Origin of the sequence: Actinoplanes sp. HUAS TT8 (genome assembly GCF_051380535.1) — a bacterium.
Taxonomy (GTDB): Bacteria; Actinomycetota; Actinomycetes; order Mycobacteriales; family Micromonosporaceae; genus Actinoplanes.
In genome coordinates this window covers 1532247-1554563 of sequence record NZ_CP195646.1, presented here as the reverse complement: position 1 = coordinate 1554563, position 22317 = coordinate 1532247, and the positions used below count along the sequence as shown (strand labels likewise).

At 70.3% G+C, this 22317-nt stretch carries 20 protein-coding genes; 6 read left to right on the top strand and 14 right to left on the bottom strand.

Annotation, left to right across the window (positions count from 1 at the left end):
• Position 1: 1 nt before the first annotated feature.
• From ACSHV8_RS06860 to glgA, 3 genes are read right to left on the bottom strand one after another with little or no spacing between them, the layout of a single operon-like run.
• Positions 2-1006 carry a hypothetical protein gene (locus tag ACSHV8_RS06860; protein ID WP_436530496.1) on the bottom strand — a complete coding sequence of 335 codons (1005 nt, stop codon included), beginning with the start codon at positions 1004-1006 and terminating at the stop codon, positions 2-4.
• Positions 1007-1010: 4 nt separating this feature from the next.
• Positions 1011-2633 carry a family 10 glycosylhydrolase gene (locus ACSHV8_RS06855; protein ID WP_436530494.1) on the bottom strand — a complete coding sequence of 541 codons (1623 nt, stop codon included), beginning with the start codon at positions 2631-2633 and terminating at the stop codon, positions 1011-1013.
• Positions 2630-3823, bottom strand: a complete 1194-nt coding sequence (glgA, locus tag ACSHV8_RS06850) for a glycogen synthase (protein WP_436530492.1) — start codon at positions 3821-3823, stop codon at positions 2630-2632. Before glgA ends, ACSHV8_RS06855 begins: the two co-directional genes overlap by 4 nt.
• A gap of 81 nt (positions 3824-3904) precedes the next feature.
• Between glgA and ACSHV8_RS06845 the strand changes: the two genes are divergently transcribed.
• Together ACSHV8_RS06845 and glgC are read left to right on the top strand one after the other, a co-directional pair.
• Entirely contained in the window at positions 3905-6127 is a 2223-nt protein-coding gene (locus ACSHV8_RS06845; RefSeq protein ID WP_436530490.1) for a putative bifunctional diguanylate cyclase/phosphodiesterase, read from the top strand.
• A 58-nt stretch (positions 6128-6185) separates the two neighbouring features.
• Complete coding sequence (gene glgC, locus ACSHV8_RS06840; RefSeq protein WP_436530488.1) at positions 6186-7418, top strand: glucose-1-phosphate adenylyltransferase; 1233 nt, start codon at positions 6186-6188, stop codon at positions 7416-7418.
• Between the two features lie 234 nt (positions 7419-7652).
• Here glgC and ACSHV8_RS06835 read toward each other — a convergent pair whose 3' ends face one another.
• The 5 genes from ACSHV8_RS06835 to ACSHV8_RS06815 form a co-directional block, all read right to left on the bottom strand.
• Positions 7653-8642: an AraC family transcriptional regulator gene (locus ACSHV8_RS06835; RefSeq protein WP_436530486.1), complete on the bottom strand. Its 990-nt coding sequence runs from the start codon at positions 8640-8642 to the stop codon at positions 7653-7655.
• A 9-nt stretch (positions 8643-8651) separates the two neighbouring features.
• Positions 8652-9029: a phospholipase gene (locus tag ACSHV8_RS06830; RefSeq protein ID WP_436530484.1), complete on the bottom strand. Its 378-nt coding sequence runs from the start codon at positions 9027-9029 to the stop codon at positions 8652-8654.
• Positions 9026-10420 carry a DUF4331 domain-containing protein gene (locus ACSHV8_RS06825; protein ID WP_436530482.1) on the bottom strand — a complete coding sequence of 465 codons (1395 nt, stop codon included), beginning with the start codon at positions 10418-10420 and terminating at the stop codon, positions 9026-9028. Before ACSHV8_RS06825 ends, ACSHV8_RS06830 begins: the two co-directional genes overlap by 4 nt.
• Before the next feature lie 19 nt (positions 10421-10439).
• Entirely contained in the window at positions 10440-10715 is a 276-nt protein-coding gene (locus ACSHV8_RS06820) for a hypothetical protein (protein ID WP_436530480.1), read from the bottom strand.
• Positions 10716-10935: 220 nt separating this feature from the next.
• On the bottom strand, positions 10936-11838 hold the full coding sequence (locus ACSHV8_RS06815) for a lytic polysaccharide monooxygenase (protein ID WP_436530478.1): 903 nt from the start codon (positions 11836-11838) through the stop codon (positions 10936-10938).
• Positions 11839-11972: 134 nt separating this feature from the next.
• Between ACSHV8_RS06815 and ACSHV8_RS06810 the strand changes: the two genes are divergently transcribed.
• The gene (locus tag ACSHV8_RS06810) at positions 11973-12341 is read left to right on the top strand and encodes an FKBP-type peptidyl-prolyl cis-trans isomerase (RefSeq protein ID WP_436530476.1); all 369 of its coding nucleotides are present in this window, start codon (positions 11973-11975) and stop codon (positions 12339-12341) included.
• On the opposite strand, the gene ACSHV8_RS06805 is transcribed toward ACSHV8_RS06810, so the two are convergent.
• The 3 genes from ACSHV8_RS06805 to ACSHV8_RS06795 form a co-directional block, all read right to left on the bottom strand.
• Positions 12335-12997, bottom strand: a complete 663-nt coding sequence (locus ACSHV8_RS06805) for a hypothetical protein (protein ID WP_436530474.1) — start codon at positions 12995-12997, stop codon at positions 12335-12337. The genes ACSHV8_RS06810 and ACSHV8_RS06805 overlap by 7 nt on opposite strands.
• A 98-nt stretch (positions 12998-13095) precedes the next feature.
• Positions 13096-13971, bottom strand: a complete 876-nt coding sequence (locus ACSHV8_RS06800; protein ID WP_436530472.1) for a hypothetical protein — start codon at positions 13969-13971, stop codon at positions 13096-13098.
• A gap of 104 nt (positions 13972-14075) precedes the next feature.
• On the bottom strand, positions 14076-14285 hold the full coding sequence (locus ACSHV8_RS06795) for an RNA-binding S4 domain-containing protein (protein ID WP_436530470.1): 210 nt from the start codon (positions 14283-14285) through the stop codon (positions 14076-14078).
• A gap of 146 nt (positions 14286-14431) precedes the next feature.
• Here ACSHV8_RS06795 and ACSHV8_RS06790 point away from each other — a divergent pair, with 146 nt between their 5' ends.
• Complete coding sequence (locus tag ACSHV8_RS06790; RefSeq protein ID WP_436530468.1) at positions 14432-15244, top strand: DUF1775 domain-containing protein; 813 nt, start codon at positions 14432-14434, stop codon at positions 15242-15244.
• Between the two features lie 544 nt (positions 15245-15788).
• Here the strand turns inward: ACSHV8_RS06790 and ACSHV8_RS06785 are convergent.
• Together ACSHV8_RS06785 and zwf are read right to left on the bottom strand one after the other, a co-directional pair.
• Positions 15789-16124 (bottom strand): STAS domain-containing protein, encoded by a 336-nt coding sequence (locus tag ACSHV8_RS06785; protein ID WP_436530466.1) that lies wholly within the window; start codon positions 16122-16124, stop codon positions 15789-15791.
• 77 nt (positions 16125-16201) lie between these two features.
• Positions 16202-17692 (bottom strand): glucose-6-phosphate dehydrogenase, encoded by a 1491-nt coding sequence (zwf, locus tag ACSHV8_RS06780; protein WP_436530465.1) that lies wholly within the window; start codon positions 17690-17692, stop codon positions 16202-16204.
• A gap of 184 nt (positions 17693-17876) precedes the next feature.
• Here zwf and ACSHV8_RS06775 point away from each other — a divergent pair, with 184 nt between their 5' ends.
• Positions 17877-18815: an exopolyphosphatase gene (locus tag ACSHV8_RS06775; protein ID WP_436530463.1), complete on the top strand. Its 939-nt coding sequence runs from the start codon at positions 17877-17879 to the stop codon at positions 18813-18815.
• Positions 18816-19663: 848 nt separating this feature from the next.
• Here ACSHV8_RS06775 and ACSHV8_RS06770 read toward each other — a convergent pair.
• Positions 19664-20713: an ROK family protein gene (locus tag ACSHV8_RS06770; protein WP_436530461.1), complete on the bottom strand. Its 1050-nt coding sequence runs from the start codon at positions 20711-20713 to the stop codon at positions 19664-19666.
• A 115-nt stretch (positions 20714-20828) separates the two neighbouring features.
• On the opposite strand from ACSHV8_RS06770, the gene ACSHV8_RS06765 reads away from it, so the two are divergent.
• Positions 20829-22316 (top strand): DUF1800 domain-containing protein, encoded by a 1488-nt coding sequence (locus ACSHV8_RS06765; protein ID WP_436530459.1) that lies wholly within the window; start codon positions 20829-20831, stop codon positions 22314-22316.
• Position 22317 lies beyond the last annotated feature (1 nt).

Here is a 22317-nt window from a genome sequence, read left to right as displayed (position 1 = left end):
CTCAGCGACCGGAAGGTTTGATCTTCGCGGCCAGCTCGGCCGCCTCGGCCGGCGGGAGTTCGCCGGTGACCTGGAGCGACGGCACCATCAGCGGGTAGCCGCGCCCGGTGTTCCAGCTGCGGGCGTACGGCGGCGGGTCGATCACCACGACGCGGACGCCGTCGAGGTGGGGGATGTCGGCCGGGCGCCCCTCGTTCCAGATCCACGCGCCGAACGCGTCGACCAGGTTGACGTTGCCGCTGATGCCGCCGGGCGGTTGCGGGTTGCCGGTCGTCGCGGCGGCGATCTCCACCGGGCTGGGCGCCGCACCGGGCAGGATCTCGGGCGGCAGGCCGGCCGCGAGCAGGGTGTGCAGCTGGAAGTTGTCGCCGAGGCCGGAGATGACGACGCGGAAGGCGCGCCCGGAGGCCCGGTCGACGACCAGCAGCGTCTCGTCGTCGAGGACCTGGAGCAGGCCGTGCAGCCACTGCGCGGCGCCGATCACCTCTTCGGCCGCCGCGACCGCCGCGGTCAGTTCGTCGCGCCGGGGCTGAGCCGCGCGGACGTCTTTGCGCTGGTTGAGGAAGAGGACCGGCTGCACCCAGTCGTCGGCGGTGAACCACGCCTCGGCCAGTGGCCGGTTCTCGGGGGCGAGGCCTTCCAGGACCGGGCCGATGGCGGACTCGTCCTCGGGGTCGGGCGGCTCGGCGCCGAGCACGTCGGGGAATCGCAGGGCGTCGCCGAGGACGGCGATCGCCCGGTCGGTGAGTACCGGCAGGACCGGGCGGAAGTCGCCGTCCAGGCCGACCAGGCCGCCCACCAGACCGGCGAGGTTGCCGCCCACCCCGGTCTTGATCTCGGCGAGCAGCGGCGCGAGCCGGTTCACGGCCTGGGCGAGTTGCTCCGGGCCGGCCTTGGCGGCGGTGCGGGCCAGGCCCTGACCGGCTTTGGCGAAGCGGTCGCCGTCGCGGGCGGCGTGCGCCGCGACCAGATCGTCAGCGTATTTGACTACGGTGCGTCCGAACATCCGATCAAGCTACCGGCGTGGTCAACCCCGGGCTGAGCGGGCTCTCGTTGCCGTTGCGGTCGACCGCGCTCAGGCAGTAGGTGCCGGTGGCGGCCGGGTGGGCGTCGGTGATCTCGGTGCCGGTGCGGCCGGTGGCGACGAGCTCGGCCGGCCCGCCGGTGGTGCGGTAGAGCGCCCAGTTCGTGCTCTCCAGCCCGCTCTGCGCGAAGATCAGTTTGCCCGACGCGTCCTTACGGACCGTGGTCAGCTGCGGGGTCGGCGGGGCGGCCGCGGCGAGCCGGTCGAGGCGGGGCAGCAGGGCCGGGGACGCGTAGTGCGCCTTGCGGTACCGGGTGACGGCGCCGAGTTTGTCGCCGCGCACCTGGGCGGCACTGAAATGGATCTCGCCCTGGACGCCGTACTGTCGATTCAGGGTCATCTCCCGATCGAGCATCGCCGGTTTGCTCCAGTCGCCCGATTCGCCGACCCGATAGTCGGCCATGCCGATGTAGAGCTGGACTTTCGTGCCCTTGACCAGCGACGTCCACCATTTCAGCAGGGTGGTGTAGTCGGCCTTGTCGAATCCGATCGTCCAGTACAGCTGCGGCGCGATGTAGTCGAGCCAGCCGTTCTGCACCCATTTCCGGGTGTCGGCGAAGATGGCGTCGTAACTCTCCAGGCCGCTGGAGGCCGAGCCTTTCGGATCGGTGGTGCGGTTGCGCCAGATGCCGAACGGGCTGATCCCGAACTTCACCCACGGCTTGATCTGCTGAATGCGGTCGTGCATCTCGCGGACCAGGGTGTTCACGTTCTCGCGGCGCCAGTCGGCCTTCGACTGCCCGGCACCGTACTTCTTGAAGGAGGCGGCGTCCGGGAAATCCTCGTCGCTGCCTTCCGGGTACGGATAGAAGAAGTCGTCGAAGTGAACGCCGTCGACGTCGTACTTCTGCACGGCTTCGAGCATCGAGTCCTCGACGAACTTGCGGGCCTCGGGGATTCCCGGGTCGAAGTAGAAACGGCCGGTCTTGCCGGTCGGGTAGGCGATCCGCCATTCCGGGTGCAGGCGAAGAGGGTGGTTCGGCGCGAGTTTGGTGGCGTCGGTGCCGACGCCGCTCGGGGCCGGCTGCGTGCCCCGGTACGGATTGAACCAGGCATGGAATTCCAGCCCCCGCGCGTGGGCCTCGGAGACCATGAACGCCATCGGGTCCCATCCGGGCGATTTCCCGTCGAAGCGGCCGGTGAGCCAGTTCGACCAGGGCGCGTAGGCCGACGGCCAGAACGCGTCGCCGCTGGGCCGTACGTGCACGAAGATCGCGTTGTGGTTCTGCGCGACGGCGAGGTCGAGCCACCGTTCGTACTCGGCCTTGACCTGGTCCTCGCTGAGTCCCGGTCGGCTCGGGAAGTCCAGGTTGTAGACCGTGGTGAGCCACATGCCGCGCAGCTCACGCGTCGCCCGGGCGGGCTGCCCGGCGCACTGCCCGAGGCTCCCGGCCGGCGCGAGAGCCGCCGCCGGCGCACCGCCCTGGATCACCGGGGCCGCGCTGGCCTGGTAGAACGCCGCCCGGACCAGTCCCGCCCCGATCGCCAGCGCGGCGATCAGCACGACCGACAGGAGCAGTCCGAGGCGGAGACGTTGAACCCCGGTCACAGCACCGACCGGTAGACGTCGAGGGTGTCCTCGGCTATCCGGGCCCAGCTGAAGTGCTCGACCGCGCGGCGGCGGCCGGCCTGGCCCATCCGCTCGGCCAGCTGCGGGTCGTTGAGGACCCGGGTGAGCGTGGCGGTCAGGTCGGCGACGAACTTCTCCGGGTCGACCGGGGTGCCGGTGCCGTCCTCGACCTGCTCGATCGGGACCAGCAGGCCGGTCTCGCCGTCGGCCACGACCTCGGGGATGCCGCCGGTGGCGGTGGCGACGACCGCGGTCTCGCAGGCCATCGCCTCCAGGTTGACGATGCCCATCGGCTCGTAGATCGACGGGCAGACGAAGACCGTGGCGTGCGTGAGGACCTGGATGACCTCGTTCTTGGGCAGCATGTCCTGCACCCAGATGACGCCGTTCGGATCCCGGACGTCCCGCAGCTCCTTCGCCAGGCCGGCGACCTCGGCGGCGATCTCCGGAGTGTCCGGCGCGCCGGCCAGGAGGATGATCTGCGTCTCGGGCGGCAGATCCCGACACGCGCGCATCAGATAGGGCAACCCCTTCTGGCGCGTGATCCGGCCGACGAAGACGACACTCGGCCGGCCGCGGTCGATACCGAGACGATCCACCACGTCGGTCCCGTGGTCAGGGGCGTAGAGTGCGGTGTCGATCCCGTTGTAGACGACCTGCACCTTGTCGGGATTCACCGAGGGGTACGCCTTCAGCACGTCCCGCCGCATCCCGGCGCTGACCGCGATGATCGCGTCGGCGTGCTCGATCGCCGTACGCTCGCAGTAGGACGACAGCGCGTACCCACCGCCGAGCTGCTCGGCCTTCCACGGCCGCAGCGGCTCCAGGCTGTGTGTGGTCAGCACGTGCGGGATGCCGTGCAGCAGTTTCGCGGTGTGGCCGGCGAAGTTCGCGTACCAGGTGTGGCTGTGCACGATGCTCGACCCGGCGCAGCCGTCGGCCATGGCCAGGTTCACCCCCATGGTGCGCAGCGCGGCGTTCGCACCGGCCAGCTCGGCCGGCTCCGGGTAGGCCGTCACGCCCGGCTCCGAGCGCGGTGCGCCGAAGCAGTGCACCCGCACGTCGGTGAGCCGGCGCAGGTCCCTGGTCAGGTATTCCAGGTGCACACCGGCGCCGCCGTACACCTCCGGCGGGTATTCACGGGTCAGGAGATCCACACGGAGAGCCACGCCCCGCACAATAGCCCACCGCAACCCCGTCCGGCCTCGACCCGCACCCGGACGGCAACTCTCGCGCGCTGCACTGTCCGGGTGCAGAACAGGCGACCGGCGTGGCAGTACACCCTGATCATCGGGGTTCTGGCGGTGGTCGCCACCCACCTGCTGGCCGGTGTCGACGGTGGCCCGCTGTTCGTGGCGATCCAGACCGCCGGGCTCGCGTTCACGCTGCGGGCCCGCCCGGGTGTGGCCTGGCGGCTGCTGGCCGCGTCGCAGGCGGCCGGCGTGGTCTGGACCGCCTGGTGGGCCCTCGGGCCCTATCCGGCGTCGAATCTGCAGGCCAGCCTGAGCCTGGCCCCGCAGTACGCGCTGTTCGGTGTCGCTGCCGCACTGCTCACCCGGCGGCGCCGGGCCGCGAGCCTGGCCGAGGTCGGCGTCGAGGCGGGCGCGGTCGCGCTCGGCCTGGCCATGGTGGCCTGGTCGTTCGTGGTGCTGCCGTACCTGGACTCGCCCGGCTACGCGCAGGTCGACAACGCGGTGGCGGCCCTGTTCTCGGTGCTCGACCTGACCGTTCTGGCGACCGTCCTGCGCGGTCTGACCGGCCCCGCGCGTACGCCGTCGTGGCTGCTCAGCGCGTCCGGCGCGAGCCTGCTGGGCGCGCACCTGGTCTACGCGGCGTCGAACAGCGCCGGGACCGCCCCGTTCCTGCCCGGCGGTGTCCCGTTCCTGATCTTCCAGCTGGCCGGGGTGCTGGCCACCGCGTCCGCGCTGCACCCGGCGGCCGGCCGGCTGGGCACCGGTACCGCGGCCGGCGGCCGGGTCAGCCGGGTCCGGCTGGCCGGGATCGTGGCCATCGCGATGCTCGCCCCGATCCTTCCCCTGCTCACCGGGGTCCGCAGCGCCGCGACGGTGGTCCCGGCCGCGCTCACCTGCACGCTCTGCGGCCTGCTGGTCCTGCGGATCTGGCTGCTGGCCCGGATCGCCCGCCGGCACGCCCGGGACGCCGACCGGCGGGCCGCCGAGCTGCGCGTCGCCGTCGACGAGCAGGCCACCCTGCAGCGGCGGCTGCAGTACCGGGCCGGGCACGACGCGCTGACCGGTCTGGCCAACCGGGAGCTGCTGCTGGAACAGCTGGCCGGGCCGGGCGTACGGGATCGGGCGCACTGCCTGATCCTGTGCTCGCTGGACGGGTTCAAGGAGGTCAACGACGCGTACGGGCATCCGGTGGGCGACGAGGTGCTGCGCCAGCTGGCCGGGCGGCTGCTGCTGTTCGCGCCCGAGGCGGTGCTGGTGTCGCGCCTCGGCGGCGACGAGTTCGGCATCCTGATCACCGACACGGCGGGGGCGGCCGAGCTCGCCGCCCGGGTTCTGGACACGGTCGCCAGGGTGCCGGTCACCGTCGACGACCGCCGCATCCACCTCACCGGCAGCGCGGGACTGGCCGACGCCGTACCCGGAAATCCTCCCTCGGCCGTGCTCGGTGACGCCGACCTGGCGCTGCGCAAGGCCAAGCGAGCGGGCGGAGCCCGGCTCGCGATCTTCGACGACTCCCTGCGGGCCGAGCAGAACGAGCGCGCCCGGATCGCCGCCGGCCTGCGCCAGGCGCTCTCCGGCGGCACGCTGTTCCTGCACTACCAGCCGGTGGTGGACCCGGAGAGCGGCCGGATGACCGGGGTCGAGGCGCTGATGCGCTGGCGCCGTGACGGCGAGCTGGTGCCGCCCGCGGTGTTCATCCCGGTCGCCGAGCAGACCGGCCTGATCGGCGAACTCGGCACCCTGGCCCTGCGGCTGGCCTGCACCCGGGCGAGCGACTGGTTCCGGCGCGACGGCGTCTACGTGACCGTGAACGTCTCCACCTACCAGCTGCGTGACCCCTCGTTCGCCGACACGGTGTTCGCCATCCTGGCCGAGACCGGGATGCCGGCGGCCGGCCTGGTCCTGGAGATCACCGAGTCGGTGCTCATCGACGCGGCCGACACCCCGGTGCTCGGCCGGTTGCGCGAGCACGGGATCCGGATCGCGATCGACGACTTCGGCACCGGCTACTCGTCGCTGGCCTACCTGCGCAGCCTCCCGGTCGACATCCTCAAGATCGACCGTTCGTTCATCGACGACGTCAGTTTCACCCGGGCGATCCTGGAGCTCGCGCACAGCCAGGGCCTGGTCACGGTGGCCGAGGGCGTGGAGACGACGGCCCAGGCGGGCCAGCTCAGGCAGCTGCGCTGCGACCTCGTGCAGGGCTACTATTTCGGGCGGCCGGCCGACCCGGAGGTCATCGAGACACTGATTCGAGAGAGCAGCGCCACGGCGGCTTAACCAAACTTCGCCACACTTTGGGTGGCGAACGAGCGGCCCGGATATTAGCGTCCTTCCCATGGCTGTCAAGGTGCTTGCGATCGTTCTGGCCGGTGGAGAAGGCAAGCGCCTGATGCCCCTGACTGCGGACCGAGCAAAGCCCGGAGTGCCGTTCGGCGGCATCTACCGGATGATCGATTTCGTCCTCTCCAACCTCGCCAACGCCGGCTATCTCAAGATCGTCGTGCTGACGCAGTACAAGTCGCACTCGCTCGACCGGCACATCTCCAAGACGTGGCGGATGTCGACCCTGCTCGGCAACTACGTCACCCCCGTGCCGGCCCAGCAGCGGCTCGGCCCGCGCTGGTTCGCCGGCTCGGCCGACGCGATCTACCAGAGCCTCAACCTGATCAACGACGAGTCGCCGGACTACGTGATCGTCTTCGGCGCCGACCACATCTACCGCATGGACCCGAAGCAGATGGTCAACGACCACATCGCCTCGGGCGCCTCGGTCACCGTGGCCGGCATCCGGCAGCCGCTGTCGCTGGCCGACCAGTTCGGCGTGATCGACGTCGACCAGGACGGCAAGCGGATCAAGGCGTTCCGGGAGAAGCCACGCGATGCCGTCGGCCTGCCCGACTCCCCCGACGAGGTCTACGCCTCGATGGGCAACTACGTCTTCACCACCCGGGCCCTGTGCGAGGCGGTCTCGCTCGACGCGCTGAACCCGGACAGCAAGCACGACATGGGCGGCAACATCATCCCGATGCTGGTCGAGCGCGGCGAGGCCAACGTCTACGACTTCCGCGACAACGACGTGCCCGGCAGCACCGAGCGCGACCTCGGCTACTGGCGTGACGTGGGCACGCTCGACTCGTTCTACGAGGCCCACATGGACCTGATCGCCACCCTGCCGATCTTCAACCTGTACAACCACGAGTGGCCGATCTTCACCAACTACGGTTCGTGGCCGCCGGCCAAGTTCGTCCACGGCTACGACGACCGCCAGGGCCGCGCCATCGACTCGATGATCTCCCCCGGCGTCGTCGTCTCCGGCGCGCTGGTCGAGCGCTCGGTCATCTCCCCCAACGTCCGCGTCAACTCCTGGGCCCACGTCGACGGCGCGGTCCTGATGGAGGGCGTCTCGGTCGGCCGCCGCGCGGTCATCCGCAACGCGATCATCGACAAGAACGTGACGATCCCGGAGGGCGCCCAGATCGGCGTCGACCTGGATCGCGACCGCAAGCTCTACACGGTCAGCGACAACGGCGTGGTCGTCATCGGCAAGGGCCAGAAGGTCGAGCTTTAAACCATATATAAGTACGGGACGGGAGAAGTCCCGTCCCCGCAGTCCGCGACGCCGCTCCGCTCCGGGCCGACACCGCGCCGCCGGCCGGTCCGGGCGGGGTGCCTCACCATCCACGAGGCACCCCGGGCTTCACCACCCGAAGCCGCCGGCCGACCGGGCGTTGACCCACCCCTGGTGACCAGCCGAGTTCCGGACGCGCGACGGGGGCTCGGGTGGGCCGGGGGTGGCGGGTGGTCAGGAGCGGTCGCGCAGGGTGGCCGACGGGGAGACGCCGAAGCGGGCCCGGTAGGCACCGGCGAAACGGCCCAGGTGGGTGAACCCCCACCGGTAGGCGACCTCGCTGACACTGGCGGTGCCCGGGTCGGAACGGGCCAGCTCGGTGTGCACGCCGTCGAGGCGCAACCGCCGCAGGTACGTCATCGGGGACATGCCGACGTGCTGGCGGAACGCGTCCTGCAGGACCCGGACGCCGACCCCGGCGATCCCGGCCAGATCACCGGCCGTGTACGGCCGCCACGGCTCGGCGTGCATCGCGTCGAGCGCCCGTTTCAGGGTCCGCGGACGGTACGGCCCCTGCAGACCGGCCGGTTCCTCCCCGTACGGATGCTCGACCGTCAACGCCAGCCCGCTGACCACCATGTCCCGCCAGCGGGCGGCCATCCGGGGCTGGCTGGCCAGACCCTCGGCCCCGCGGAGTTCGGCCAGGAGCAGGCGGACCAGGGCCACCCAGGTACGCCCGGGGCCGTCGACCAGGTCGAAACTGGCGCCGAGCAGCAGCGGGGAGACGACACGCTGGTCCAGGGCGGCGTCCAGCTCACGTTCGAGGGCGCCACGTTCGATCTTCACGCTGAGCAGCCGGCACGTGCCGGGCCACTCCAGTTCGATGTCCCCGGTGGGCCGGAAGACGGCGGCCCGGGTCGGGTCGGCCAGCACCATGGTGCCGCGGTGCCGGGAGCGCAGCACCCCGGTCAACGGCACCAGCACGTGGTACGCCGTCTCCAGGCCGCCGATGGAGACCCTTATGTCGGTGCCGTACCCGACCTCGCCGACCGTGATCGGCCCGAGCTCGACCACGTCGGCACTGAAGTCGAACCGGCCGGGGTCACCGACCGGTTCGATCCGCAGCGGGGCGTAGTAGAGCTTGCGGCAGAACGCGCGGGCCTCCTCCACGTCGGTGGTGCGCAGTGCGACGTGAACCGGGACATCGACCGGGAGACCCGCCATCGTTCCACCCTAGACCGTGAGCAGCGTCCTTCCGGGTACGGCGTTCTCCGGCCAGGTGTACTGGGCGACCGCGCCACCGCGGACGTCCACCTCGGTCAGCGGCTCCGGGCCGTCGGCCCAGATCGCGTACCGCCCCTCGGCCAGACCGTCGATGACGACGCAGTAGGTGACGCCGCCCCGCACGTACCGGGCCCGGACCGCGGCGTGCTGCCGCTGATCACGGGCGTCGGCCGGGCTGATCTCGATCTCGTGCCCGTGGAACCGGGCCGAGGTGTCGATGATCAGCGCGCCGATCCCGCCGCCGATGTTGAGCATCACCGTGCCCTGCCCGGAGGGGGCCAGGGTGTGGTGGTGATGGGGGTGACCGTGGTCGTGCGCGTGGCTCATGAGGGCACCGAGAATCCGTCGAAGGGAGTACCCAGGTAGGGGAACTTCTTGAGCAGACCCGAGCTGACGTCCTTGATGCTCAGGCCCTGCTCGACGAGGGCCGCGGCGGCGTCCGGCTTGAACGCCTTGTCGACCAGCGGCAGGGTGACGCCGGCGATCGCGCGCAGCGAGATGGAGACCACGTCGTCGGCGATCCGGCGGCCGTTCGGGAAGCCCTGGATGTCACCGCCGACCACACCGAACGCGTTCGGCTTGGCCGTCGGCGGGATCGCCGTGTTCAGCCGCAGCACGTCGGCCTGCACCTTGCCGGTGTTGTTCTGGAAGCCGTCGATCAGGCCGGACGGGATGCCGGTGAGCAGGATCGCCAGCAGGTCGGCCCGGTCCTTCTTGAGCTTGTTCTGCGCGGCCAGGTTGTCGAACAGGCCCGGGTAGAGCACCGGCAGCAGGCCGCCGAGCTCCGGGGTGGCGACGAACTCGGCGAACCGCTTGTCCTCGCTCGGCGGCAGGCTGTTCCACTTGTCCTTCTGGGCCATCGGGACGATGACCTCGTTGAACAGCGGGTTGCCGAGCCGGGAGACCTGGACCTGCGGGCCCACGTACACGTCGGCGTTCTTGTCGTCGCCGTTGCGCACCTGCACCTGGCGGCGGCTGGCCGAGGTCCAGACGCCGATCACGGCGGCCGCGTCGTCGGCCTTGACCCGCTTCTTGCCGTCGCGCCGGACCATGTCCAGCGGGATCTTGATGGCGATGCTGTGCACGTTGGTCTGGTCGGTCGCGTTGACCGCCTTGCCGGCGTAGTTGAACAGCTTCTGGCCGACCAGGTGCTTGTTCTGGAACGGGCGCAGCGTGCCCAGGTCGAAGATCGAGCCCAGGTCGACGAAGAACGCGTCGGCGCGCTGCCCGGCGAAGACCGTCTCGCGGCTCTTCAGCTTGTGCACCGCGTCGGCGGCCAGACCCTCGTAGTCGGGGATGGAGATCTTGCCGACGTTGCAGGGCGGGCACGGCAGCTTCTTGGCCAGCACGGTCTGCTTGCCGTGGCTGTCGACCTTGGTCACCGAGAAGAACTGCCGCCGGTTCCAGTTCTCGCTGTCCAGCGATTCGATCTGGCCGGTGTTGTAGAGGAACGTGCGGTCGTTGCGCAGTTCGGTCACGAAGCGGAACTGATAGGTGATGTCCGGGCGGGCGTCACCGTTCGCGTCGATGTGGATTTCGTAGAGCACGTCGTCGCCGAACTCGAAGAAGTTCGGGCCGCTCGCCGGGATCTGCAGGGGAACGTAGTTCGCGATGATCGTGACCGTGTCCGGATCGTCGGGGCTGACGAACGCGTACAGGTCGGAACTGTCGGCAACCGGGTCCTTGCTGATTTCCGGGGCTTCGCGGTGAGAAGACATTGTTTTACGTTCCTCCGGGTCAGCGAGCGGCCTTGAGCAGCTGGGCAACGAGTTTCTTGTCGGTCACGGTCTTCTTCGATCCGCCGGAGAAGACGTCGATCGTGCCCTTCTTGGCGTCGCGCACGGAAATGACCAGCGGGGAATTGTCGGAGGACGACGTGGTCTCGTTCTCACCGGCGAGGCTCAGCCCGGCGACGGAGACGGCCGATACCCCGACGCCGGCGGCGGTGAGCGCCAGCAAACGCCGGCGGTTGAACCGCGGGAACGCCTGGGAACGGTAGCGACTACGACTCATGCTGGGCCTTTCGTCTGTTGGGGGCCGGACGGGCGTTGCAAATGAGCGTTGTTCAGGGCGGTGGGGATCCTGCTGCTTTGCTGCGGCATTCCGCCGGTCAAGGGAGGCCCTGAACAACCCTCATTGCCGACGCCCGTGATTACGTGGATCGAGATCTAGGAGTTCAAAACTTTTTTCCAGGTACTTCCCAGGGGCCCGCTATCGGGGCGTTATCCGCAGCTCAGAGCCCGGAACGACGACGACGGCCGATGAGCGCGGCCAGAAGGGCGATCACACCCCCGATGAGCGCTCCGCCGATCAGCCAGTGACCCACCGTGATCGATGACTTCTCCTCGGGCGAGGTGGCCGCGGCGAGCACGGCGGCGGCGGTCGTCTCCTCCGGCGCCCCGGTGGTGGCCTCGGCGACCGGCGCGGCTGCCGTGCTCTTCGTGGCGACCGGGACGCTCGACGTCGCCGGAGCGGCCTTCTTGGTGACGGCCGGCGCCGACGAGGCCACGGGCGCGGCCGGGAAGACGAGATCCGAGCAGGAGTAGTAGGTGTCCGGCGTGCTCGACGTCTCCCACACCACGTACAGCATCTGCCGCCCGGTCCGCTGCGGCAGCGTCACCGACATCCGGTAGGAACCGCCGGTCAGCGGCGGGTCGGTGAACGTGCCGATCGGCTTGGACCCGAGGTCGTCCCAGGTCAGCCGCTTCGACGAGTCGTACGTGGGCTTGCTGATGAAGATGCGGAACTGGCCTTTGTGCGGGATCGTGCCCTCGTACACAATGGGAAGTTTTTGTCCGGATTTGACGGTCGTGGACGGGAAGTCGTCGCGCGGCAGGTCGAGTCCCTTGTAGTTGTCGAGACCGCCGCTGCAGAGCTTCCCGTCGGGCACGACGTTCCGGTCGTCGCCGTTCACGTTGGCGATCCGCAGGTTGTCGAACGCGCCGATGAACCCGTTGGTGGCCGCCTTGGCCGCCTTGCACGCCGCCGTGGAGGTCTTGGTGCCGTTGCCGGCACACGCCGCCGAACGACTGATCGGCGTGATCGGCGCGCCGTGCGCCGAGGCGGGCGCGGCCGGTACGGCTACTGTGGCGGCCGCGGTGAGCAGAGCGGCGGCGCATAGGCGGCGGACGGACACGGGAATCCCCCAGCGGGTCACACGACCGGGACGCTCCCGGTCACCCGTGGATACGGAGATCCGGCACCGCTCGTTCAGCCACTGACCGGCTGTGATTGCATGACCAGGTCCGGTAACACCAATCGGGAGGATCCATGAACAAGCCCGACGTCGGTCACATCCCCGACGAAGCGCCCGCCGATCTCGTGATCGAGGACATCGTCGAGGGCACCGGCCCGGAGGCCAAGCCCGGCGAGTACGTCAGCGTCCACTACGTGGGTGTGGCCCAGTCCACGGGCAAGGAGTTCGACGCCTCCTACAACCGGGGCGAGGCGCTCGGTTTCCGCGTCGGTGGCCAGCAGGTCATCGCCGGCTGGGACCAGGGCGTGGCCGGCATGAAGGTGGGCGGCCGTCGCAAGCTCACCATCCCGCCGCACCTGGGTTACGGTGCGGCCGGTGCCGGTGGCGTGATCAAGCCGCACGAGACCCTGATCTTCGTCGTGGATCTGGTCGAGGTTCACTGATGTGGCGCGGGCCCGGGGTCACTCCCGGGCCCCTCGCTCTGCAACAACCCGGACAGTCCCTCGGCCGCCTCGGCCTCCAGGCGCGCGGCCAGCGCCTCGTCCTCGGCGATCCGGGCCTCCTCGGCCAGCACCTCGGCGGCCACCTCGGCCACGTGCGCCGCGCGCCGCTCCTCGACGCCGCGGACCAGGGCTTGCTCGTACTGAAGCTTGGCCTGGGCGATCTCCTGGTCCATCTGCTCGACCTCGGCCTCGTCGGGCCGCGTGTGCTGCCAGATCCGGTTCAGCTGGTCGACCGAGAGGTCCCCGCGCCGGTACGCCTCCAGGGCCGCCCGTTCCACGAGCGTGCGCGACTCGTCCTTCGGGCCGGTCCACGCATCCCAGCGGGCCTGCTGATAACGCTCCTCGGCCTCGTCGCGCACGTCGCTCGCCTCGGTCACCCGCTCACGCGCCGCGTCGGCCGCCTCCACCGCTCGCTGGGCCGCCGCCCACACCTCACCCGCGCCGCTCTCCAGCTCCACGACCTCCGGCGCCACCTCGGGCGCCGGAGGAGCGGGCGCGCGACGGCCGGCGAAAACGGCCATCCCGCCGAGGGCCAGCACGGCGAACAACAGCAGCGCCAGCGAGATCTGCGCTGCCTCGATCCCCGTTCCACTCACGTAGCTCGACGCTAGTACGAACGTGAATCAAACGCACATCGGGGGCTCGTCGCCGGGCTCGGGTTGAGGTGACGGTGGCCACGGTTCGTCGATCGGGATCACCGGGCCCCCTTCAGGGACGCGCAACCCTCGGTCTCGTCGGGCAGCAGCGGCCGGAAGGTGACCTTCCACTGTTTGCCGCCCGAGGTCCACGGGGTGAGCTGGTTCGCCTTCTCGGCGGCGGCCCAGACCGTGTCCTTCTCGGCGCCGGAGAGCGCGACGCAGTGCAGGTTGGTGCCCGGGCTGAGCTCGGCGCCCGGGAGAGCGGGGCCGGGCCAGGCCTTCTCCGGCTGCTTGACGTCGCCGGCCACGTACTCCTCGACCAGCGCGGCCAGGCTCGCGGGACGGTAGGCGTCCGGCGCCGGGGAACCGGTCTCGGCGGCGAAACCGGTGAGCGCGTCGGCGTAGGCGGCCAGCTTCTTACGGGCGGCCTGCTGCGCGGCGGTCAGGTTCGGGTCGTTGGGCTGCGCCTGGTGCAGGGCGGTCACCCGTACCGTCCGGGTCGTGCCACCGGAGGTGGCGGTGATCACCGTGTCCGGGATGTCGGCGACGCCGGGCATGCCGAGGTCGGCGCCGGTCCGCACGCCCGCCGCGACGGCGTCGGCGGCCCACTGCTGGGCCCGCGCCGGCGTGATCTTCGAGATGAGCAGGTTGGGCAGCGCCGGACCGGGATAGATCATCGTCACCGGACCGTTGCTGATCACCCGGCCGTCGGCGTAGACGGTGATGTCCGGCAGCCGGCCGTAGGCGAAGTTGGTGGGGACGAAGCCGCCCTCCTGACCGATCCGGACCAGCACGGTGGGATCGGCCGCGGGGGCGGACGCGCTCTCGGTGACCGGCTCGGCGGCCGATCCGGCCTCGCCCGGGCGGGCACACCCGGCCAGCATGATCAGGGGGATGGCGGCGGCGGTCAGAAATCCGCGGGTTCGGGTCATACCGGTTCGACGAGACGCCCCGCCCGCCGGTTCCGCGCCACCGCCAGAAACCCGCCGAAAGGATGGATCTTGTTCAGAAGATCAAGATCAAGATCAAGATCCGCTTACGGTACGACCCGGGCCGCCCGGCCGAGCACCGCGACCACATCGCCGGGGTGCAGCTGCCGGCCCCGCCGCGTGTCGACCTCACCGTTCACGGTGACGTCGCCCGAGGCGATCAGGACCTTGCCCTCGCCCCCGGTCTCGATGAGGTCGGCCAGCTTCAGGAACTGTCCCAGCCGGATCATGTCGCCGTCGATCGGCACGTCACGCATCGGCACATCATCCGGCACGGCCGGCCACCCCCGATCAGCAGGGCCGCCCGCGCCTCCACCCCTCGCCCCTCGAAAAGAACTGGAAAACTTTCTGGGACGGGTTGAACCATCGGGGCGCGTGATCCGAACTAATTCCCGTGAGGTATTTGGGAACAGCGCTCACTCTCGTGACGGCCGCCGGGGTGCTCGGCGTGACGGCCGGCCCGGCGTTCGCCGATGTCACCGTCAACCCGGCCAGCGTGCCGCAGGGCAGTGGGCAGAACCTGACCTACCACGTCGTCAACGACGGCGCCCAGCCGTTGTCGCAGGTCACCCTGCAGATTCCGGCCGACAGCCCGATCGCCGAGGTGTACCCGCTCTCGGTCGACGACTGGGCCCCGAAGATCGACTACCAGAAGCTCACCGAGCCGCTGAAGACGATCCACGGCGGCACCCCGGTCACCGAGGCGCCGAAGTCGATCACCTGGATCGCCATGCCCGGCAAGGCCATCCAGCCGGGCGCCGCGGCCGACCTCAGCGTCGCGCTGGGCCCGCTCCCCACGCTCAGCTCGCTGAAGTTCACGCTGACCGGAAAATACCCGGACGGCAAGGAAGCCCCCGCGATGACCGCGACCCTGGCCCTCACCCCGGACCCGGACGGAACCGCCGCCGCGGCCGAACACGCCGCCCACGGCACCGGGACCGGCACGGACACCGCCACCGACGAGGACGCGCTCTTCCAGCAGGCCGTCGCCGAGGCCCGGGACGACTCCCGCGGCGGATCGGTGTTCAGCATCGCCGGTTGGGTCATCGCCGCCCTGGCCCTGGCCGGCGCCGGCTGGATGGTCCTGCGCAACCGGCACCGCGCCACCGAGGAACCGGACGAATCCCCGGCCCCCGAGGACGAGACCACCGCGACCGCGGAGACCGACCCCGAGAAGGAGCCCGTGGCCGCCGGCCGCTGGAGCCTCAAGGGCTGAACCAAGACTCCCACGCAGGGCAGGGTCCTTGCAGCGGGAAACCTCACGCGGGTGGGCGTGAGGCAGTCGTGTGAGGCGCGTGGGGCGCCGATCACGACAGGCGGGTGGGGCCCCGGGCAAGGCCCGTGATCCGCACGGCGGACGGGTGGGGAGTCGTCGACTCCCCACCCGTCTGTATGCGCCCGGCCGGCCGGCTGGCATTCACGGCTGTTTTCGAGCCCCATTCCAGCCCTCAGCGCCAGCCGAGCTGCACGCACCGGCCCGCCCGCGACTCACGGTCCCGGCTGGCACTCACGGTCGTCCCGCGGGCGAAAAACAGCCCTCAGCACCAGCCGAGCTGCCCGCACCGGCCCGCCCGCGACTCACGGTCCCGGCTGGCACTCACGGTCGTCCGGCAGGCCGAAAACAGCCCTCAGCACCAACTGGACGCTACGCCGCCGAACCCGAGCCGGGACTGACGCGGCGCGGGCGCCGCAAATGACCACGCGCTTGTGTGGGGCGGAGGGTGGGGGCGGGACTGCTTTGGACGTACCGAATCGGGGGTTTAATCGTCTTTTATGGCCGTCGCGACATCGGCGAACATCGGGAGATAGTCGCTGAGGCCCAGCGTGTCGAAGAGGCGCCGCAGGAAACCCGAGGGGGCCGCCAGGCGGACCCAGCCGCCGCGTTCCATGGCGCGGCCGTGGGCGGTGACCAGCACGCCGACACCCATGGAGTCGCAGAAATCGAGGCCGGCGACGTCGACGACGACGCGGGGCGCGGGGCGTTCGACCAGGCGGCCGAGGTTGGCCTTGAGCGCGGGCGCGGTGTCGATGTCGAGGGAACCGCGCAGGACGAGGACGGCCGTGTTGGGTGGATGGTGCGCGACCGATACCTGCATTGTGCTGTGAACCTTCGGGTCGGGGGGCGGACTCGTTGAAGTAACCCTATGCGAGCCCGCCCACCACCGCAGTTCACTCAGATCGAGTTGCGCCACTTCCGGCCGTTGCGTCCGATCAGCCGGTCGGCGTCGGACGGGCCCCAGGAGGCCGCCTCGTACGTCGGGATCGGCGACCGGTCGTTCGTCCAGTGCTCGATGATCGGGTCGACGACCCGCCACGACTGCTCGACCTCGTCACTGCGGATGAACAGGGACGCGTCGCCGACGAGCGCGTCGAGGAGCAGTCGCTCATACGCCTCCGGGGACTCCTCGACGAACGTCTGGTCGTAGGAGAAGTCCATGCTGGCCGTCCGCACCCGGAACGAGTGGCCGGGCACCTTCGCGCCGAAGCGCAGCGAGATGCCCTCGTTCGGCTGGATGCGCAGGACCAGGGCGTCGGCGTCGAGCTCGGTGAGCTGGCTGGTCGGGATCGGCAGGTGCGGGGGCCGCTGGAACTGCAGCGCGACTTCGGTCACCCGGGCCGGCAGCCGCTTGCCGGTGCGCACGTAGAACGGCACGCCCGCCCAGCGCCAGTTGTCGACGTTGAGGCGCAGCGCCGCGTACGTCTCGGTGCGCGACAGCGGGTCGACGCCGACCTCCTCCCGGTACCCGGCCATCAGCTCCTCGCGGGTGCCACCGCGCGTGTACTGACCCCGGACGGCGGCGTCGGCGATGTCGCGGTCGGTGGGGAGCCGGATCGCCTGGAGCAGCTTCACCTTCTCGTTGCGCAGCCCCTCGGACTCGAACGAGGCCGGCGGCTCCATCAGCGCGAGCGCGAGGACCTGGAGAACGTGGTTCTGCACGATGTCGCGCATCGCGCCGGCCGACTCGTAGAACCCGCCGCGGGTGCCGACGCCGAGCGTCTCGGCGACCGTGATCTGCACGTGGTCGACCCACGAGCGGTCCCAGATGGGCTGGAAGATCGAATTGGCGAAGCGCAGGGCCAGAACGTTCTGAACCGTGTCCTTGCCCAGGTAGTGGTCGATGCGGAAGACGCTGGACTCGTCGAACGCGGCGTGCACGACGCCGTCGAGCTCGCGAGCGGTGGCCAGGTCCCGCCCGTACGGCTTCTCGATCACCAGGCGGGAGAACGAGCCCTCGCGGGCCTGGTTCAGCCCGGCGTCGGCCAGGCCGCAGATGACCGGCTCGAACGCGTTGGCCGGCGTCGACAGGTAGAACAGCCGGTTACCGGCCGTGCCGCGCTGCGCGTCCAGCTCGTCGAGCGTCTCGGCCAGACGCTTGTAGGTGTCCGGGTCGTCGTAGCCGCCCGAGACGTAGCGGACGCCGCCGGCGAGCTGTCGCTTCTCGCTGAGGCTGCGGCCGCCGAGTGCGCTGTCCGCGAACTGGTCGTCCGACATCGGGGTGCGGGCGACGCCGACCAGGGCGAACTGGTCGGGGAGCCGGTTGTGCCGGGCCAGGCTCTCGACCGCCGGCAGCAGCTTGCGACGGGTGAGGTCACCGGAGGCGCCGAAGATCACCAAAGTGGCCGGCGGCGCGCTGCGCTCCTGGATGAGCTGAGGTTGGTCCATCTTTGTCCGTGTCCTCCGACCGGGTTGTTACCGTCCGTTTGAACCTTACGCAGCGGCCCCCCTCCATGGTTCATCACTACGTGTGCCGCCGAGCACAATGCGACCGCTTCTCTCGATGCGACAAAGACCTAACCGATAAAAGTGGCAAAATGGGCGCAAAGGTCTGGCAACCGAGGGGGACCCCGTGAAGTACCGGCTCGTGACCCGCAGCGACTTCGACGGCCTGGTCTGCGCCGTACTCCTGCGGCACCTCGACATGATCGACGACATCATGTTCGTGCACCCCAAGGACGTGCAGGACGGCGTCGTCGACATCACCGACCGGGACATTCTCACCAACCTGCCGTACGACGCCCGCGCCTACCAGGTCTACGACCATCACCACTCGGAGACCCTGCGCAACGAGGGCGATCGCAGCAACCACGTCATCGACGCCGACGCACCGTCGGCCGCGCGGGTGATATACGACCACTTCGGCGGCAAAGCCCGCTTCCCGAAGGTCGCCGACGACCTGATGTTCGCCGTCGACCAGGCCGACTCGGCCGACTACTCGCTCACCGACATCCTCAGCCCCACCGGCTGGACGCTGCTCAACTTCCTGATGGACAGCCGCACCGGCCTCGGCCGTTTCCGCAACTTCAGGATCTCCAACTACCAGCTGATGATGCAGCTCATCGACGCCTGCATCATCCACACCGACGTCCACGACATCCTCGCCCTGCCCGACGTCGCCGAACGCGCCCAGCTCTTCCACGACTGCTCGGCCCGCTTCGTCGAACAACTGCGCCGCGTCAGCCACCTCGAAGGCGACGTCATCATCGTCGACCTGCGCGACGAGGACGTCATCGAGGCCGGCAACCGCTTCATGGTCTACGCCCTCTACCCCGAGGCCCGCGTCTCGGTCCACATCATCTGGGGCCGCCAGAAACTGAACACGGTCTTCGCCTGCGGCAAATCGATTCTCGACCGCACCTCCCCGGTCGACATCGGCGAGGTCATGCTCCGCTACGGCGGCGGCGGCCACATCGCCGCCGGCACCTGCCAGGTCCCCCACGACGAATCCGCCCGCGTCGAACACGAGATCATCGACGCGCTGCGGACCGAGCGGGTGGTCCCGGTCTGAAAACCTTTCATTGCCTATCTCCGCCGGGGTACAGACCGTCGCTCCCGCGGGGACCCTTCCGGGCTTCGCAGGGCGCTGGCGCGCCCAGAACGCGAACCCCTCCAGGGCGACGTGGTCGGCTGGCTGAGCTCACCCCCGTCCACCCAGCCCAGCACCGATCCGCGTTATCCACACCAGGGGGTTGTCCACAGCCCCCGAACGCCTCCACGCCCGATCCCGTCATACTGCTCGTGGGTCAGCCCCCCCAGTGGCGGGTGGGGTCGGTAGTAGCAGTCGATCATGGCCCCCGCCGAGCCCCCGCGCCGCCCGATCCAGCGCCGCGGTCCCGCCCTCAGCTGGCGCTCACGGTCGTTGCAGGCCCGAAAAGCAGCCCTGAGCACCAGCCGGAGCCGTGCGTCGCGGCCGGGCCTGGCGTGGCCGGCGGGGCTCGCGGGCGGGTACGCGAGGTGCGTTTCGGTCCGGCCGGCAGCGCGGGTCCGGGTCTCGGCTGGTGCTGACGGCTGCTTCGCAGCCCCGCACACAGCCCTCAGGGCCAGCTCGCCCGAGCGAGCTGGTGCTCAGGGCTGCTTCGCGGGCCCGGACACAGCCCTCAACGCCAGCTCGCCCGAGCGAGCTGGTGCTCAGGGCTGCTTCGCAGGCCCGGACACAGCCCTCAACGCCAGCCGACCCGAGCGAGCTGGCACTCACGGCTGCTTCGCAGCCCCGCACACAGCCCCCAGCGCCAGCCGACCCGAGCGAGCTGGTGCTCAGGGCTGCTTCGCAGGCCGGATACAGCCCTCAACGCCAGCTGGCTGACGCGAGCTGGTGGTGGGGGCTGGCTCGTGGGGTGAGCTGGGGTGGCGGGTGGGTCAGCGGGGGGTGGCGGAGACGGCGTCGAGGGCGGCGACCGCCGCGCCGCGGGCGCCGGCCATGTCCAGGTCCGCGACCAGGGCGAACGTCGCCGCCTTGGCCTGTTCGTCCCGCAGGTCGGTCGATTCGCGGACCGTGTTGAGGAACCACTGCCGGAAGTGCGGCGCGGCCTCGACCACACCGCCGCCGAGGAAGTACGCCGCCGGGTCGGTGAAGTTGGCCGCGATCGTGAACAGTTTGCCGATGGCCCGCGCCTGCTGCCCGAAGACCGCGATGGCCAGCGGGTCCTCCTTCTCCCCGTACCCTCGCAGCAGTTTGGCCGCCTTGGCGACCGGTTCCGAGGCGAGTGGGTGGTCGGGGAAACGCTTCATCCAGTACGGCAGCAGGTTGTTCTTGATCCCGGTGAGCGACGCGATGGATTCGACGTCGCCGGCGAAGCCGCAGTTGCACATGGGGACGGGCTGATCGTCCTCGAGGACGCCGTGCAGCGGGATCTGCACGTGTCCGAGTTCGCCCGCCATCCCGGCGGTGCCTTTGACGACGCGACCGTTCTCGACGACTCCCCCGCCGAGTCCGGTGCCGACGATCGCCGCGACCGAGGACATCTCCAGTGCGGCGGCGCCGAAGTGCCGGTGGTGGGCGTAGAGCGCGGCCGCGTTGGCGTCGTTGTTGTAGATCACCGGCAGGCCGAGCCGGGCTTCGAGCGCCCCGCGGATGTCGAAGCCGTGCCAGGAGACCTGGTTGAAGTTGGTCGCGCCTTTGGACGAGATGACGCCGCCGGCGCTGGCCGGGCCGGGGGTGTCCAGGCCGACCGCGCGGACCAGGGACAGCGGTGTGCTGGTCAGTTCCAGGATGTTGGCGAACGCGTCGGCCAGTGACTCGACGGCCGATTCGGGCCCGTCGAGGACCCGGGACGGGTTCTCCACCAGGTTGTTCACCAGGAACTGCCCCGTGGCGTCCAGCACGGTGGCGTTGTTGCAGGTCCCGCCATTGTCGAGACCGACCACGACCCAGGACGACGGGGTACGTACCGCTTCAGCCTGATCCACGATCCGAAGCCTACGTCCGTCACCGGTGTCCGGTCACGGGTGCACGCGGATTGCGGGCGGGTTAGTCATGGTTGCTGCGGCGATCGCCTCGGCCGGAGGGGTCGAAGCAGAGTGCATGACGCTCACCCGACGTACTCTCATCGCCGGAACCGCCGCCGCCGTGACCGCCGGGTTGATCGTGGAGGCGCCGGCCGCGGCGACGCCCCGGGTCGCGCCGGGCGACCCGATCGCGCATCTGCTGCGCCGCGCCACGTTCGGCGCCACCCCGCGTTCGCTGGCCGAGGCCCGCCGTCTCGGCCCGGCCGCCTGGCTGGACCGCCAGCTCGCCCCGGCCCGGATCGACGACGCCGCGTGTGACGGCCTGCTCCGGCGTCTTCCGCTGGCCAACGCCACCCCGGCGACGGTCCGGGCCCAGCTCGCGAAGCACTCGTACGAGGGTTTCCGCCAGCTGGCCAAGGCCACGATCGCCCGGGCCGCCTGGAGCGAGCGTCAGCTGTTCGAGACGGTGGCCGCGTTCTGGGCCAACCACCTGCACGTCGCCGTGCCGTCGAGCGGGGTCTGGGACAGCCGGGGCGACTACGACGCCCAGGTGATCCGTAAGCACACGTTCGGTCGTTTCGCCGACATGCTCCGCGACTCGGCCCGGCACCCGGCCATGCTCACCTACCTGGATCAGCGGTCGTCGACCAAGGCCCATCCGAACGAGAACTACGCCCGTGAGCTGATGGAGCTGCACACGGTCGGCCTGGTCTACGACGAGTCGGACGTGCAGGACGCGGCCCGGCTGCTGACCGGCCTGACCGTCGGACGGTCGGGCAATTACGCGTACGACGCCTCGCGGCACGCCACCGGCCGGGTCGACATCCTCGGTTTCCGGCACGCCAACGACCGCCCGGACGGCGAGTCGGCGGCTATGGCGTTCGTCGATCACCTGGCCAAGCACCCGGCGACCGCCCGGACCATCGCCCGCAAGCTGTGTGTCCGTTTTGTCGCCGACGAGCCCCCGGCATCCCTGATCACCCGTCTGGCCCAGGTCTACCTGGACAACGACACCGCGATCGTCCCGGTCCTGCGGGCGCTCTTCACGTCGGCCGAGTTCGCCGCCTCGGTCCACCAGAAGATCCGCACTCCCTTCGAAGACCTCATTGCGACGGTACGGACGTTGGGCCTGGGCCCGGACCGCTCCGGCGTGAAGGGCCTGGACGCCCTGCACGACGCCCTGGTCCAGGCCGGCAACGCCCCGTTCCGCTGGGCCCCGCCGAACGGCTTCCCGGACGTCGCCGCGGTCTGGGCGTCCCCGTCGGCGTTCCTGATGCGCTGCAACCTGCACCTGAACCTGGCCACCGGCTGGTATCCGAAGCAGCTGACCCGCCCGGCCGACCTGCTGGGTTCGCTGGTGCCGGTGCTGCCGGGGACGTACGGCGGCCTGGTCGACGCCCTGGCGATCCGGCTGATCGGCGCCCCGCTGCCGGCCGCGCACACCGCGGCCGTGCTCAGTGTCGCGGACAAGCAGCCGAACTCTCCTGTCGACAGGCAGCTCACCGGGCACGCCCCGTACCTGATCGCGCTCGTCCTCGACGCGCCCTCCTTCCAGCTGAGGTGAT

Bases quoted from the DNA above. Each gene is read 5' to 3' on its own strand.
- ACSHV8_RS06860 (WP_436530496.1), bottom strand. From the start codon at position 1,006: ATGTTCGGACGCACCGTAGTCAAATACGCTGACGATCTGGTCGCGGCG.
- glgC (WP_436530488.1), top strand. From the start codon at position 6,186: ATGGCTGTCAAGGTGCTTGCGATCGTTCTGGCCGGTGGAGAAGGCAAG.
- ACSHV8_RS06835 (WP_436530486.1), bottom strand. From the start codon at position 8,642: ATGGCGGGTCTCCCGGTCGATGTCCCGGTTCACGTCGCACTGCGCACC.
- ACSHV8_RS06830 (WP_436530484.1), bottom strand. From the start codon at position 9,029: ATGAGCCACGCGCACGACCACGGTCACCCCCATCACCACCACACCCTG.
- ACSHV8_RS06825 (WP_436530482.1), bottom strand. From the start codon at position 10,420: ATGTCTTCTCACCGCGAAGCCCCGGAAATCAGCAAGGACCCGGTTGCC.
- ACSHV8_RS06820 (WP_436530480.1), bottom strand. From the start codon at position 10,715: ATGAGTCGTAGTCGCTACCGTTCCCAGGCGTTCCCGCGGTTCAACCGC.
- ACSHV8_RS06810 (WP_436530476.1), top strand. From the start codon at position 11,973: ATGAACAAGCCCGACGTCGGTCACATCCCCGACGAAGCGCCCGCCGAT.
- ACSHV8_RS06800 (WP_436530472.1), bottom strand. From the start codon at position 13,971: ATGACCCGAACCCGCGGATTTCTGACCGCCGCCGCCATCCCCCTGATC.
- ACSHV8_RS06795 (WP_436530470.1), bottom strand. From the start codon at position 14,285: ATGCGTGACGTGCCGATCGACGGCGACATGATCCGGCTGGGACAGTTC.
- ACSHV8_RS06785 (WP_436530466.1), bottom strand. From the start codon at position 16,124: ATGCAGGTATCGGTCGCGCACCATCCACCCAACACGGCCGTCCTCGTC.
- zwf (WP_436530465.1), bottom strand. From the start codon at position 17,692: ATGGACCAACCTCAGCTCATCCAGGAGCGCAGCGCGCCGCCGGCCACT.
- ACSHV8_RS06765 (WP_436530459.1), top strand. From the start codon at position 20,829: ATGACGCTCACCCGACGTACTCTCATCGCCGGAACCGCCGCCGCCGTG.